The sequence below is a fragment of the Nostoc punctiforme PCC 73102 genome (assembly GCF_000020025.1).
In the GTDB taxonomy this organism is placed as follows: Bacteria; Cyanobacteriota; Cyanobacteriia; order Cyanobacteriales; family Nostocaceae; genus Nostoc; species Nostoc punctiforme.
Window position 1 is genome coordinate 6,250,067 of the sequence record NC_010628.1, and the last position, 13,983, is coordinate 6,264,049.

9 protein-coding genes are annotated in these 13,983 nt (G+C 42.4%); 8 read left to right on the top strand and 1 reads right to left on the bottom strand.

The genetic code is table 11. The features are described 5' to 3' along the window. The first annotated feature begins 389 nt into the window (after positions 1 to 389). The 8 genes from NPUN_RS25510 (at position 390) to NPUN_RS25545 (ending at position 12,650) form a co-directional block, all read left to right on the top strand. Entirely contained in the window at positions 390 to 665 is a 276-nt protein-coding gene (locus NPUN_RS25510) for a Nif11-like leader peptide family RiPP precursor (RefSeq protein ID WP_012411338.1), read from the top strand. Positions 666 to 840: 175 nt separating this feature from the next. Beyond that, the gene (locus NPUN_RS25515; protein ID WP_012411339.1) at positions 841 to 1,116 is read left to right on the top strand and encodes a hypothetical protein; all 276 of its coding nucleotides are present in this window, start codon (positions 841 to 843) and stop codon (positions 1,114 to 1,116) included. A gap of 236 nt (positions 1,117 to 1,352) precedes the next feature. Beyond that, the gene (locus tag NPUN_RS25520) at positions 1,353 to 4,658 is read left to right on the top strand and encodes a type 2 lanthipeptide synthetase LanM family protein (RefSeq protein WP_012411340.1); all 3,306 of its coding nucleotides are present in this window, start codon (positions 1,353 to 1,355) and stop codon (positions 4,656 to 4,658) included. Between the two features lie 311 nt (positions 4,659 to 4,969). Beyond that, positions 4,970 to 6,409, top strand: a complete 1,440-nt coding sequence (locus NPUN_RS25525) for an NHLP bacteriocin system secretion protein (RefSeq protein ID WP_012411341.1) — start codon at positions 4,970 to 4,972, stop codon at positions 6,407 to 6,409. A 14-nt stretch (positions 6,410 to 6,423) separates the two neighbouring features. Continuing rightward, a complete protein-coding gene (locus NPUN_RS25530) occupies positions 6,424 to 6,774 on the top strand; it encodes a hypothetical protein (RefSeq protein ID WP_041565617.1) in 351 nt (116 codons plus the stop codon). A 34-nt stretch (positions 6,775 to 6,808) separates the two neighbouring features. Continuing rightward, positions 6,809 to 8,980, top strand: a complete 2,172-nt coding sequence (locus tag NPUN_RS25535; protein ID WP_234710978.1) for an NHLP family bacteriocin export ABC transporter peptidase/permease/ATPase subunit — start codon at positions 6,809 to 6,811, stop codon at positions 8,978 to 8,980. A gap of 119 nt (positions 8,981 to 9,099) precedes the next feature. After that, positions 9,100 to 9,624, top strand: a complete 525-nt coding sequence (locus NPUN_RS25540; protein ID WP_012411343.1) for a PDDEXK family nuclease — start codon at positions 9,100 to 9,102, stop codon at positions 9,622 to 9,624. A 140-nt stretch (positions 9,625 to 9,764) separates the two neighbouring features. Beyond that, positions 9,765 to 12,650 carry an NHLP bacteriocin export ABC transporter permease/ATPase subunit gene (locus NPUN_RS25545; RefSeq protein ID WP_012411344.1) on the top strand — a complete coding sequence of 962 codons (2,886 nt, stop codon included), beginning with the start codon at positions 9,765 to 9,767 and terminating at the stop codon, positions 12,648 to 12,650. 333 nt (positions 12,651 to 12,983) lie between these two features. Here the strand turns inward: NPUN_RS25545 and NPUN_RS25550 are convergent, their stop codons facing one another. Next, positions 12,984 to 13,439 (bottom strand): hypothetical protein, encoded by a 456-nt coding sequence (locus NPUN_RS25550; RefSeq protein ID WP_012411345.1) that lies wholly within the window; start codon positions 13,437 to 13,439, stop codon positions 12,984 to 12,986. Positions 13,440 to 13,983 lie beyond the last annotated feature (544 nt).

A 13,983-nucleotide genomic window follows, 5' to 3' on the forward strand; every position in this document is an offset into this window, starting at 1 on the left:
ACGTAAGTCCTATTAGATTCAGAATCCTGTTTCAACTCGTCATTATAGAGGCTCTAGCTCTGGTTACACAGTTAGGGCTTTAGGGCTAAGATCCAGTGCCCATGTCGTCAATTATTTTCCACCCAAAAATTGGCGTTGCTGAATTCAGGTATGAAAATGATTTTGCGTGATTTCAAAAACCTTGTAGAGACGTTGCAATGCAACGTCTCTACACCAAGATCCATATATCTAATCAGCAACGCCAAAAAATTTTTCTGCTATTGCAACTATCTCCCCTACTTCTCCCCGATTCTTCTCTACATTCAAATCAGAAGAGCAGAGAACACCGCACAAAACAAGTGTAGAATCTCTGCGGTTTAGATAAGTCAACAAAAACGGAGGATAGACGGATGTTACACCAAATCAAAGAATTACTGCAAAACGCCCAATTACAACAGCAAGTAAAAGCAGCAGCTAACCAAGCAGAAGCTATTAAAGTGTTAGCGATCGCTAGTGCAGAGAAAGGTTATAACTTCACAGTCGAAGCGATCTCTCAAATGCTGGCAGAATTGACCTCTGTGGCATCTGATGAACTGAGTGAAGAAGAATTACTCAGCGTTAGTGGAGGAGCCGTCTCTGAATCACACGTACACATGTCATGTTGTAACGACTGTCCAACGAGATAAGCCAATTAGAGAAGCACGAGCCAGGGATTAACCAGAGTGGGGACTAGAGGAGTAAAAGATTACTCTGCTTGATTTTGCCATTCAGCAATCCCTTACTAAATTTAAAACAAAAAAGCAGAGAATATGCATAAAATCTCTGCGGTTTAATGAGTCAAACAAACGGAGGATATAGCTTATGTTACACCAAATCAAAGAACTACTTCAAAACGCACAACTACAACAGCAAGTAAAAACAGCAGCTAATCAAGCAGAAGCTATTAAAGTGTTAGCGATCGCTAGTGCAGACAAAGGTTATAACTTTACAGTCGAAGCTATCTCTCAAATGCTAGCAGAATTGACCTCTGTGGCATCTGATGAACTGAGTGAAGAAGAATTACTCAGTGTTAGTGGAGGAGCCGTCTCTGAATCACACGTACACATGTCATGTTGTAACGACTGTCCAACCAAATAAACCAAATTGAGTAGCACGAGCAAGGGATCGTGAGGAGTGAGGACTGGAGGAGTAAAAGATTACTCTGCTTGATTTTACTATTCAGTCATCCCTTACTAAATTTAAATCAGGCGCAAGGCTTTGCGCCCCTATATTTAACATTTAACAGACACAAGTGAGAAGGCTATATTCATCGAATATAGCCTACACGAGTATTTTTCTACTTTTGTCTAACCACCACCTTAAAAAGTTCAGCCATGTCTCAACTATTTGTTCAATCTTCCCAGCAGATTCCTCTATCCGACTTAGCAACCATAGTCACTAAAGCCAGTTTTCTGTGGGAACGCCTCAATACAAAACAATTTGCGATCGCTGCTGGTTTGCTTAATGAACAAAAGATTGACCATCGCCTGGAACGCTGGTGTCAAGTCGTAGCACAAGGAAATTGGAATACTCTACAAAAACGTTTAGAGTGGGAAGGCTTAGACTTCGATACAATTCGCCCTCAATTGGGAACAGTAGAGTTTAATGCTGGTCAGCCGTTGCCAAAATGGGCAGAAACATTACAAAAAATTATTCAAACAGCAACAGAATTTCAGCCTGAATTAGAAACATTTCTCCCGACCGACTCAGAAAATCCTATTCCCTTTGAAGACATTTTTTTGCCTATTATTAAAGTCGCCAGGCTAGAACTTAGAACTCGACTTGAAGAACACCTTCCCCAATTACTTTTAACAGAAACCGCTTACCGCAATTTGGAACGGAGTTTGCTGCAACGGCTGGCGACATTTTGCACCAAAACACTACATTTTGAATTTTCTCAGGCTCGTCCATTTGGTCAAAACTTGCTCAACTTGTTGGGGCTAGAAACAGAAAGTGAAAAAACTAAGACTCACTACAATAAGTTTGTCAATCAACTTCTACAAGATGGATTGATGGCATTCTTTTGCAAATATCCAGTTCTCGGTCGATTAGTGGCAACCGTAGTCAACTTTTGGGTTGATTTCACTGCCGAGTTCTTGCAACGTCTGGCTGAAGACAAAGCAGATATTCAACAAATTTTTGGAGAATTTGGGTCTGAGCAACCAGATTATTTAGGTAAAGTTGCTGAAATAAAAACTTCCTTATCTGATCCTCATAAGCAAGGAAGAACCGTTATCTTGCTCACATTTGAGTCGGGACTAAAACTCGTTTATAAACCCAAAGATTTGGGTCTGGAAGTTAGTTTCAACCAATTTCTAGACTGGTGCAATCAACACAGCCATCTTTTAGATTTTAAAGTTATCCAAGTGCTTAACCGGAATAACTACGGTTGGGTAGAATATGTTGAACATCAAGCTTGTATTGATGAAGCTGCTGCGGAGCGCTTTTATCAACGAGCAGGGATGTTGTTATGTGTACTTTATACTTTACGGGGGACAGATTGTCACCACGAAAATTTGATTGCTAGTGGTGAACATTTGGTGCTGATTGACACAGAAACTTTACTGCATCATGAAGCAAATCTGATTGAAAATTCACCAGATATGCAAGGATCTGAGGCCAACGCTGAACAGCAACTTGGAAACTCTGTACTCCGTAGTGGGCTTTTACCCCGTTGGGATTTTAGCAGCGATCGCCGCGTTGCGTATGATGTTAGTGGTTTGGGCAGTACTGACCCTCAGCAAGCTCCTCAGAAAGTACCGCGCTGGGGACTAGTTAATACCGACGAAATGCACTTGGGCTATGAGTTTATCACGTTACCTATTCAGAAAAATGTGCCGTACATAGGTGAAATTGGCCTTTCTCCCAATGATTATCAAGCACAAATTGCTGCGGGGTTTGAGCAGATGTATCGTTTTCTGATGGACAACAAGGATATGTTGTTTCAACCAAAGAGTCCGTTAACTGTGATGGGGAAGCAACAGGTGCGTTTTGTTTTTCGCCCCACTCGCGTTTACAGCGTCATCCTACAAAAAATTTGGGCATCCGATTACCTCAAAGACGGGATAGACTACAGCATCGAACTTGAACGCCTCAGTTGTGCTTTTCTGGTCGCTCAGGAAAAACCTAATGCTTGGCATATTTTGAGTGCGGAATTACGGGCGATGGAACAATTAGACATTCCTTTCTTCACAGCTAACGCTGCTAGTGATGAATTGAGTGTGAGCGATGATTTATCTATTCCGCACTATTTTAAACAACCCAGTTATCACCATGTCTTGAGGCAGTTACAGGCAATGAGTAAAACTGACCTTGCCAGACAAATAGCAATTATTCAAGGCTCGTTCCATGCCAAGTTAGCACAAACCTCCAGTGAAGAAAGTGAGCAATGGGACGTTGAATCTGCACCGTTGCTAAGTTCAGCACAATTGATAGAAGAGGCTGGAGCGATCGCTAATGCACTCGAAAAGACAGCGATTCTCGATCCTGATGGTAGTATCAACTGGATTGGCTTAAATTATGTACCCGAAGCAGAGCGATTCCGACTGCAAGTATTAGGCTCTGGTCTTTATGATGGACGTTCTGGGGTTGCCTTATTTCTTGCTGCACTCAATAAAGTAGCCGGGGAGCCACGCTTGCGCGATTTAGCATTGAGGACATTACAACCCTTGCGTCGGCAAATCCAGACTTTTGACTTAGAATCTCAGCAACGTATGAGTCGCTTGATGGGAATCGGTGGGGGAGCGGGTTTGGGTTCTCTAATCTATGCTTTTGTGAAAGTAAGGCAATTCCTAAATGATGAAACGCTATTGGCAGATGCTCAAGCATTAGCAGAGTGGATGACACCTGAATTGATTGCTGCCGATAAAAAATTGGATATCATGAGCGGAGCGGCTGGAGCTATTTTAGGGCTGTTATCTTTGTATGAAGTCACAAAAGATGCAACCGTTTTAGAAAAGGCGATCGCCTGTGGGCAACATTTACTTTCTCGCCAGGTCAGCTATAAAGGCGCTCCCAAAGCTTGGCAGACTCTTGGCGAACAACCTTTAACTGGTTTCTCTCACGGAACAGCAGGAATTTCTTATGCTTTGCTGCGACTTTACACAGTTACTCAAAATCAAGATTATTACGAAGCTGCACTGGCAGGCATTGAGTATGAACGCAGTGTCTTTTGTGAATCCCAAGGTAACTGGCCTGATTTTCGCAGTGCAGAGATGAATCAACCACCGGGCTTTCCAGTGAGATGGTGTCACGGTGCAACTGGCATTGGTTTAGGACGTTTGGGTAGCTTGGGAGTTATCGATTCTCCTGAAATTGAACAGGAGATTGAAATTGCTTTGCAAACCACCCAAAATTACAGCTTACAAGACAGCGACCACTTATGTTGTGGCAACTTAGGTCGGATTGAGGTGTTGTTAGTCGGCGCTCAACGTTGCTCCCGCTCTGATTGGCATCAAATAGCCCTCCAGAATGCTGCAAATGTCGTAGCTAAAGCCAAGCAAACTGGAGCATACCAAATGTTTACTAATTTACCTAGTTCGGTATTTCATCCGAGTTTATTCCGGGGTACGGCGGGAATTGGTTATGAGTTGCTACGGCTAGCCACGGATGATCTGCCTTCGGTGCTGTTATGGGAATGAGGGCAAGTTGGGGACTTCATATTGGAGATTATTTTTCCCCAGTCCTCAACACCTCCCCCAATACGGTTCGGTTAAAGGGGAAAGGGAAAAGGGAAAAGGTTTTAAATACATCCTTTACCCCTTGCCCCAAAACCTTTTCCCAGACCACAAGGAAAGTTCATAGTGCTTATCCGAACCGTATTGATACCTCCCCCAGTTCTACCCGATTTCCCCTTAATCTTAAAAGTCTAGAAGTCATCAAAATATTCTCTCAGAGGCTCTAGGCACTGTGAGCATCGCATAGATGATCTGATACACAAAAGAGGGGAATAATGCAACTCAAACACAGCCATATCTTTCGCCAAGAAGCTCTGGAACGCTTATCTTCACCAGAACAACTGGATCAAGCGATAAATGTAGTCAAGCCTCAAGCTTGGTTGACTTTATCTACCATGAGTTTTGTAGTTGCTGTAGCTGGGCTTTGGAGTGTGTTCGGCAGAATTCCCCTGACTGTCACAGGTCAAGGTATCTTGATTAAACCGCACCATGTTGTAGAATTTCAAGCGCCCAGTTCTGGCCCGTTACTAACTTTGAAGGTAAAGGCGGGAGATATTATTAAGCAAGGTGATGTGCTGGGTATTATCGACCAATCAGCGCTAAAACAGCAACTACAGCAAGAGCAAGTAAAGTTGCAACAATTGCAAACCCAAAATCAAGAGACTGACAGGTTACAAAAGCTGCTAATTGACCAACAAATCATTACTCTTGGGCAGCAGAGAATGGATTTGGAAAATAATTTGCGTCGAGAGCAAGGTGCGCCAAAGTTACGCGATCAAACACAAAGAGCGATCGCTCAAAAACGTCAAAGCATTAATTCTCGCAAACAACAAATTAATTATTTACTCAAAACTCTTAAAGGACGAGTTGATAATCGTCGTCACCTTTTTGAGCAGCATGTAATCAGCCAAGATATGTTGGTGCAAGCTGAACAGGAATATTTTAACACTCAAAGCGAACTCTCAGATATTGACGTACAACTAAAGGATCTCGAAATCCAAGAAACCACCACACAACGAGAATATCTGGAAAATCTTAATAGAATTGACGAAATTAAAACAAAAATTAAAGACCTGAATACTCAAAATACTAAATTACACGAGCAAGACCTGAAGCAATCAATTGACAAAACAAATAAAATTCGGGAAGTAAAGCGCCGTATAGCCCAATTGGAACTCCAACTATCTCAAGAAAGTAGAATCATTAGCAAATACAATGGTCATATTCTGGAAGTGAGTGTTGTTCCTGGTCAAATGATGAATCCGGGTACTCGCCTAGGGTCAATCGAAGCTGAAGAAGCAAATTCAAAACTTATGAGCCTTGTTTACTTTGCTAATAAAGATGGTAAGCAAATCAAGCCAGGAATGGCTGTACAGGTGACTCCCAGTTTTGCCAAGCGTGAACGCGAAGGTGGTATTGTCGGAACGATCGCAGATATTTCTTCATTTCCGGTAACTACACAAGATATTACAGCGATCGTTGGTAACAAAGAAATGGCTGCCAGTCTTGCAGGTAAAGGCGAAGGTCAAGTGCAAGCTTTTGTCCAACTCCAAGAAAATCCAACATCAGTCAGTGGCTACAAATGGTCATCTTCTGACGGCCCTGCTTTAAAAATATCCTCCGGCACAACTACCTCTGTTCAAGTAAAAGTTGGAGAAAAAGCACCGATTTCTTATATTATTCCTATGCTGCGATCTTGGACGGGGATTTATTAATTTGGGAATGGGGAATGGGGAATAGGGCATTGGGGTTAAAACTTGAATGTTCACCCTCAGAAGCTCAACGTCCGCCCTCAGAAGCTCAACGTCCACCCTCGGAAGCTCAACGTTCACCCTCAGAAGCTCAACGTCCACCCTCAGAAGCTCAACGTCCACCCTCAGAAGCTCAACGTCCACCCTCAGAAGCTCAACATTCACCCTCAGAAGCTCAACATTCACCCTCAGAAGCTCAACGTCCACCCTCAGAAGCTCAACGTTCACCCTCAGAAGCTCAACGTTCAAGTTTTAACTCCCAAATGCCCCATGCCCAATACTTCGGCTCCGCTCAGTACAAGTGCCCCATTCCCAATCCCAAAATTTAAACCAAATCGTGTTCGCACTTCTACACTTTTACAAATGGAAGCGGTCGAATGTGGTGCGGCTGCTTTGGGAATAATTCTTAGCTATTACGGCCAGATTGTGCCACTGGCTAAACTGCGTGAAGAATGCGGTGTCTCGCGGGATGGGAGTAAAGCTTTTAATATTCTCAAAGCTGCCAAAAACTATGGACTCAATGCTAAAGGTTTAAAACTGTCTCTAGAAAAGGTAACAGCTACCCGTCTTCCCTACATTGCCTTTTGGAATTTTAACCATTTTCTCGTGGTAGAAGGATATAGCAAAAAACGCGTCTATCTCAATGATCCTGCCAATGGTCGGAGAACAGTGAGTTGGGAAGAGTTCGATCGCGCATACACTGGTGTTGTGCTGACAATGGAACCAGGAGCGGACTTCCAGAAGGGTGGCAAAAAAAATCACATTATCTCAGCTTTAACTACCCGTTTACAAAACTCACGAGTTACTATCTTGTTTTGTCTGCTAGCTGGGTTATTGTTAACATTGCCTCGGTTAGCGGTGCCAGCTTTTGCTCAAGTGTTTATCGATGAGATTTTAATCCGAGATCGGCAAGATTGGTTACGACCTTTATTGTTAGGGATGTTTTTAACTACTATATTGCGGGCATTCCTTGCGAGACTGCGGCTGACTTATCTGCGGCGATTGATGGTTAAGTTGTCAGTCAGCACATCAGGACAGTTTCTCTGGCATATCCTGCGATTGCCTATTGGGTTTTATGACCAACGTTTTGCTGGGGAAATCAGTAGTCGGATGCAACTGAATGACCGAGTGGCGGAAGTACTCTCAGGGCCTTTGGCAACCACATTAATTGACGCAGTAATGATGGTTTTTTACCTGCTGATAATGATTCAGTATGACCAATTATTGAGTGCGATCGCAGTTGGTTTTGCTGCAATTAATATTTTCGCCCTCCTATTTTTATCGCAAACTCGTGTCGATGCCAATATCCGCTTGGCTCAGGAATATGGCAAAGTTGGTGGCGTAACAGTTAGTGGCATCCAAACCATAGAAACCATAAAAGCTTCTGGGCTGGAGTCAGATTTATTTGCTCGGTTTGCCGGTTATTACGCTAAAGCACTCAACGCCCAACAGGAATTAGGCTTAAAAACTCAAATTCTCACCACATTACCGACGATTTTGACAGCCCTGACCACAGCTTCTATTCTACTGGTTGGCGGCTTTCAGGTAATGAACGGTAATCTCAGTATTGGGATGCTCGTTGCCTACCAAAGTTTAACCCTAAGTTTCTTAGAGCCAGTTAATAGCCTGGTCAATTTCGGCAGCACGCTGCAAGATTTAGAAGCTGACTTAAATCGCCTTGATGATGTGCTGCAAAATCCTGTTGATTTGGAAGTGGAGGAGAGGCAGGGGGAAGGGGGCAGGGAGCAGGGAGCAGGGGAGGCAGGGGGAGCAGGGGGAGAAATTACTTTTTCATCTCTATGGCAATTACAGGGACATATTGAGTTACGAAATATCACTTTTGGCTACAGTCGGGTGGAACCTGCCTTAATTGAGAATTTTAGCTTAACTGTTCAACCTGGACAACGCATAGCGCTTGTGGGGGGAAGTGGTTCAGGAAAATCTACGATTGCTAAATTAATTTGTGGGCTTTATCAGCCTTGGGCAGGGGAAATCTGTTTTGATGGTGTAGAGCGATCGCAAATTAAGCGTTCTGTATTGGCTAACTCATTGGCAATGGTTGAGCAGGATATCTTTTTATTTGCGGGGACTGTGCGAGATAATATCACTCTTTGGGATTCAACTGTGCCAGAAGCTGATTTGGTGCAAGCTTGTCAGGATGCAGCCATTCATGATGCGATCGCTTCTATGCCTGCAAAATATGACTTTGAATTGATTGAAGGTGGTATGAATATCAGTGGTGGGCAACGCCAACGTCTAGAAATCGCCCGCGCTTTGGTGAGAAATCCCACAATATTAGTACTGGATGAAGCAACCAGCGCCCTCGATGTAGAAACCGAATTGATGATTAACCATAACTTGCGACAGCGTGGTTGCTCATGTATTGTAGTAGCCCACCGCCTGAGTACAATTCGTGATTGCCATAAAATTATTGTTCTAGACCAAGGTAAAATTGTCCAAAGTGGTACCCATGAGGAATTATGGCAGCAAGGTGGAACTTATGTTCGCCTACTCCACGCAGCAGAGGCAAGGTAGTATTTGTAAAAAATTTAGACGAGAATGTAAAAATACCCACCCAGACAATTTTGTGGGAATTATAAAAATTTATTAGGTTTAAATGTGAGTAAAATTGATTTTGAAAATCTGAGGAAAAAGTGATTAATAACCAATTAATATCCATTGCTCTGTTTGCAGGAGCTTTCGGTCTTGATTTGGGTATAGAAGAAGCAGGTTTTTATACTGTCAGCGTAGTTGAAATAGATGCTGATGCAACAAAAACTATTATTCTGAACCGCCCCCACAATATGGATAAAGACCAAGTAGTTTACTGGGCTGAAAAAATTCAAGAAAAGGTTAAAGAAGGAGATCAAGCGTATATAGGATTTACTTATGGTAAAAGAACAAGCAAAACAGTAACAATTGGTCTATTAAAACAAATACTGCCTGATTGGGAAATGCAAACTTTGATTGGTAAAGAACTGTGGAATTTCTTGAGCGAAGACTCTGATTACAGTTCTAAATTATTTGAGGTTTTGCGTAAATCAGCACATCAGATACTGCATCAAAATTCACTTTCCGAAGAGATAGATAGTTGTGCAAATAGAGTAAATTATGAATTTATACAAGACTTTGGAGATGGTCATCAGGGAGTATCGAATTACATTAATAGCATTTTTTAATGCTAAATTTTATATGGCAACGTGCAATACTTTTGTCTAAAATTATACATACAAAGCTAATTATTAATTATAGAACGCTATGTACTAGATATGATATAGCAAAAGACTTCTAGCCCATCAAATATTCCATTAATTGAGCAATGAGTAGCGCGCAGGTGAATCCTTCTTCTAAACTCCACTCCTTTCAGGCAAACGAACCAGTATTGTTAAATGACTCAGAAACACTATGGATAGTGCAGTCTGGAACATTAGCTGTGTTTGCGACTGGAGTTAAAAACAGTTTACCAAAGGAGCAGCGCCGCTATCTGTTTCATGTCAACCCTGGAGAATCATTATTTAGTGCAGCTTTGTTAGCGAAAGAAAGCAAGTGGAGTTTTGTAGCGATCGCAATTGAACCTACTCAATTATGCCAGATGTCAATGGTTGATTTGGTTCAGGGAATTGCAACGGCTGACTCTCAAGCCATAAAACTTTTAGAAGGTTGGGTAAATCATTTAAGTCAGTCTCTTAGTTCCCAGCAAACAGTTTTGACAATGCCATTAAACATTGTGCAGACATCGGGACAGGATTTTTCATTATCGACTGGTGAGGCACTACATCTGTGGCAACAAACATTTGTGTGGGTGAAGTTGCAGCAAGGTAATGTTAGCTGGATGGGAGTTGAAGAACTAAGGTTGAATCCCGCCTCGCCAGCTTTTCCCTTCACGAGTGCGATGTGGCTGGAGGCAGAAAATGCAGTTATTGGACAACTATTAACAATCGCAGATTTACCAAGTTATGAAGAAATACCCAGTAGCTTGGTATGTTTACATACTTATTTCTTTCACTACTTGAGTTTGCTAGCAAACAAACAAGCAGAAGCAGAATTTCGGCAGTTTCAGCAAAGAGAGCAACTTAATCAGCAAGTAATTGAGGGCGCACTCTCTGAATTAGCAACAGTATTGCAACCACAGCAAGAAGCTATATCTCAAGAGGGGCCGCCTCTATTGGTAGCAATGGGAGCAATTGGACGGACATTAGGAATTGAGATTCGTCCAGCAGCAGATAATTTTAATTCAATTAAAGACCCTGTGGCAGCGATCGCCCAATCATCGCAAATTCGTATCCGGCGTGTGACTTTGGCAAGTGGCTGGTGGCGGCAAGATCAAGGGCCGATGTTAGCTTATACTCAATTAGAAAAGCGCCCAGTAGCTTTGTTACCGACAGATAAGCGGGATTATGTGATCTTTGATCCAGTTACGCGAACTCGCATCCCCGTAAATGAGGCAGTAGCAAAAACACTGACAACATCTGCCTACGTTCTGTATCGACCGTTGCCCCAAGTTGCACTCAAAGCCATCGATTTACTTCGGTTTGGGGTGAAAGGTTATGAAAAAGACATCGCTAGTATTTTAGTAGTGGGGCTACTGGGGACGATATTGGGAATGGTTGCACCACAAGCAACAGCAATTTTAATCAATAATGCTATTCCAGATAGCGATCGCGCTTTACTATGGCAGATAGGATTAGTAATGTTTGCAGTTGCCTTTGGGCAGCTAGCTTTTCAAATTGCCCAAAGTATTATTACCCTCCGAGTTGAAAGCGCCACAGATAGCGTATTGCAACCAGCTATTTGGGATCGTCTGCTGAGATTAAGTCCGAGGTTTTTTCGTCAGTATACTGCCGGAGACTTAGTTAACCGGGTGATGGCGGTGAGAGAAATTCATCAAAAATTGAGCGGCGCTACCCAAAAAACGTTGTTGAGTGGGGTTTTTGCCTTACTCAATTTAGTGTTGATGTTTATTTACAGCTGGCAATTAGCGCTGGTGGGAGTGGGTTTAGCAATCTTTGCTGCTGCGGTTACAACAGTTGCAAGTTTCCGCTTGGTGAAGAAATCCCGCAAACAGCAAGAACTTAATGGCGCGATTCAGGGACTCACTGTCCAACTAATCAACGGTGTTGCCAAACTGCGGGTAGCAATGGCAGAAGAACGGGCATTTGCTGCTTGGGCAAAAAAGTATAGCCAGCAAATCCGGCTAAAGGCGAATTGGCAACAGATTAAAGATGGCATGTCTGTATTCAATGAAGCACTACCCTTAGTCAGTTCTATATTGCTTTTCGGATTGGCAATGCTGTTGATGCAGCCACACCTCACACTTGGTATATTTGTTGCTTTTAACTATGCCTTGACAATTTTCATCAAAGGGATAATTGACCTGAGCAATACTGTATCTGAGATTTGGGGGATTGTACCAATATGGGAACGGGCAAAACCAATTTGGCGATCGCAGCCTGAAGATGGATCAACCAAAGTTAACCCTGGTCAATTAAGCGGTCGTATTGCCCTAGAAAGTGTGAGTTTTCGCTACTCGGAAAATGGCAACTTAATTCTCAATAATGTCAGTTTCCATGCTGAACCAGGAGAGTTTGTGGCGATTATTGGCCCTTCTGGAAGTGGTAAATCAACGATATTCCGGTTGTTACTGGGATTTGAGACTCCACTGACAGGCAGTGTCTACTATGATGGCCAAGACTTAGCAGATTTAGAACTTCAGGCTGTACGCAGGCAGTTGGGAGTCGTATTGCAAAATGGCAAATTCGGGACTGGCTCAGTTTTTGATAATATCACCGCCGGAGCTTTGGTTTCTCTAGAAGAAGCTTGGGAAGCCGCACAGATGGCAGGTTTGGCTGATGATATCAAGCAAATGCCGATGGGGATGCATACTATCATTGCTGAGGGTGGTACCAATCTTTCTGGGGGACAACGGCAAAGATTATTGATTGCGCGATCGCTAGTTGCAAAGCCCAAAATTATTTTAATGGATGAGGCAACCAGCGCTCTGGATAATCGCACCCAGGCAATTGTGACTGAAAGTTTAGCTAAATTAAATGCTACCAGAGTGGTGATTGCCCATCGCCTCAGTACAATTCGTCATGCAGACCGCATTTATGTTCTCGATGCAGGTAATGTAGTGCAGATGGGTAATTTCTCAAAATTGATTGCAGAAGAAGGGTTATTTGCTCGACTTGTAGTTCGGCAGTCATAACACCTTTTATTCTTAACAGGACTTACGCAAAATACCTCTCAAACTCTTATTCCACCGTGTTCTCTGTGCCTCTGTGGTTCGATTTTCCGTTACCTGTGCGTAAGTCCTACTTAAGACAATACAATCATTGCTATGGTGATTGATTGCCGCCACAAACAAATTGTATGAACCTAAGTAAGTGGGCGTAAATAATTGTCGTTGGGATAAGGCAATAGGCAATCAATACTTGTCGAGTTTTGGGGAAAAGGCAAAGAGAAAAGGGGTAAAGAAAAAACCTTTACCCCAATAGTTCATTTAACAATTTTTGGTAGTAATTCAGGTTTAAGTTAGTGTTTAAAACTCATCCGATAAAACCACTTTTAATTTGGTGTTAAGCTTTGGTGCAAAACCACTTCCTTCAGCTACATAAGTAATTGCTCCTCCAGCTTCTAAAACAGCAGGGCCACCACAGGCTTTAATTAAATCAACACCGTTCTTCACCTTAATATCTTGACAACCAAATTCAAGTCCATTTGGGCCAGTAATTTTAATCTTATTGATTGTTCCAGTTTCACCAGCCGGTAAAAAAAGTTTAGCAGAGCGAATAACTGTTGTCGCTGGCAAAGGAGGTGTTGTTGTGTCGATACTGAACTTGCCTCCAGTAATTGTCGCTTTTTCCGTGATAATTAAGGTAGGAGGGGTACTTGGCGCTGCGATCGCCTCTGTAGAGAAACAGAAAATCAGAAATGATAGAGCAAATGCTAAAATCTTGGTCAAGCGCATGGATTTCTTGAGTGAATTCATAATCATTTTTTGTTGAACCTGTAATTTTTAATGCCAGCTAGAGGAAATATTGTCTCCATCGCTGTACTCAAAAGCTACGATATCAACTAAAAAACGCATTTAATAGTACCCTTGAGGGTACCATTAAGCTGAGTTATCACTTTATGGCAGCTTCGATTTTTCCTCTCTTTTCTACGAAAGATTGATGAAACGAACGATGCAATCTATATGCCAATCGTAGTTGCGATCTGCCAAAAGCATTAAGCTTGCAAGGTTCAAAATCAGTTATCTCGATAAAGTATCAAACGTACTGGTACATCGCTACACAACTATCACAACAGCGAAAATATACCAGACAAAGAATTATTGACATTACTAGTAGTAGTTATAACTCAGTAAGAGAGCGATCGCGTCGTTAAACCTTACTAACACTACTCACTTAGAAGAGTTTTTAATTCTTTGCCTGACTCAATTCTCCAATTTTTTCTACATAATCGTCCAAAAGAGCCACTAGCTGTGGCAATCTGGGAAACAGAGATTTATCAAATCTGATATTTTTAGCTACTGCAAA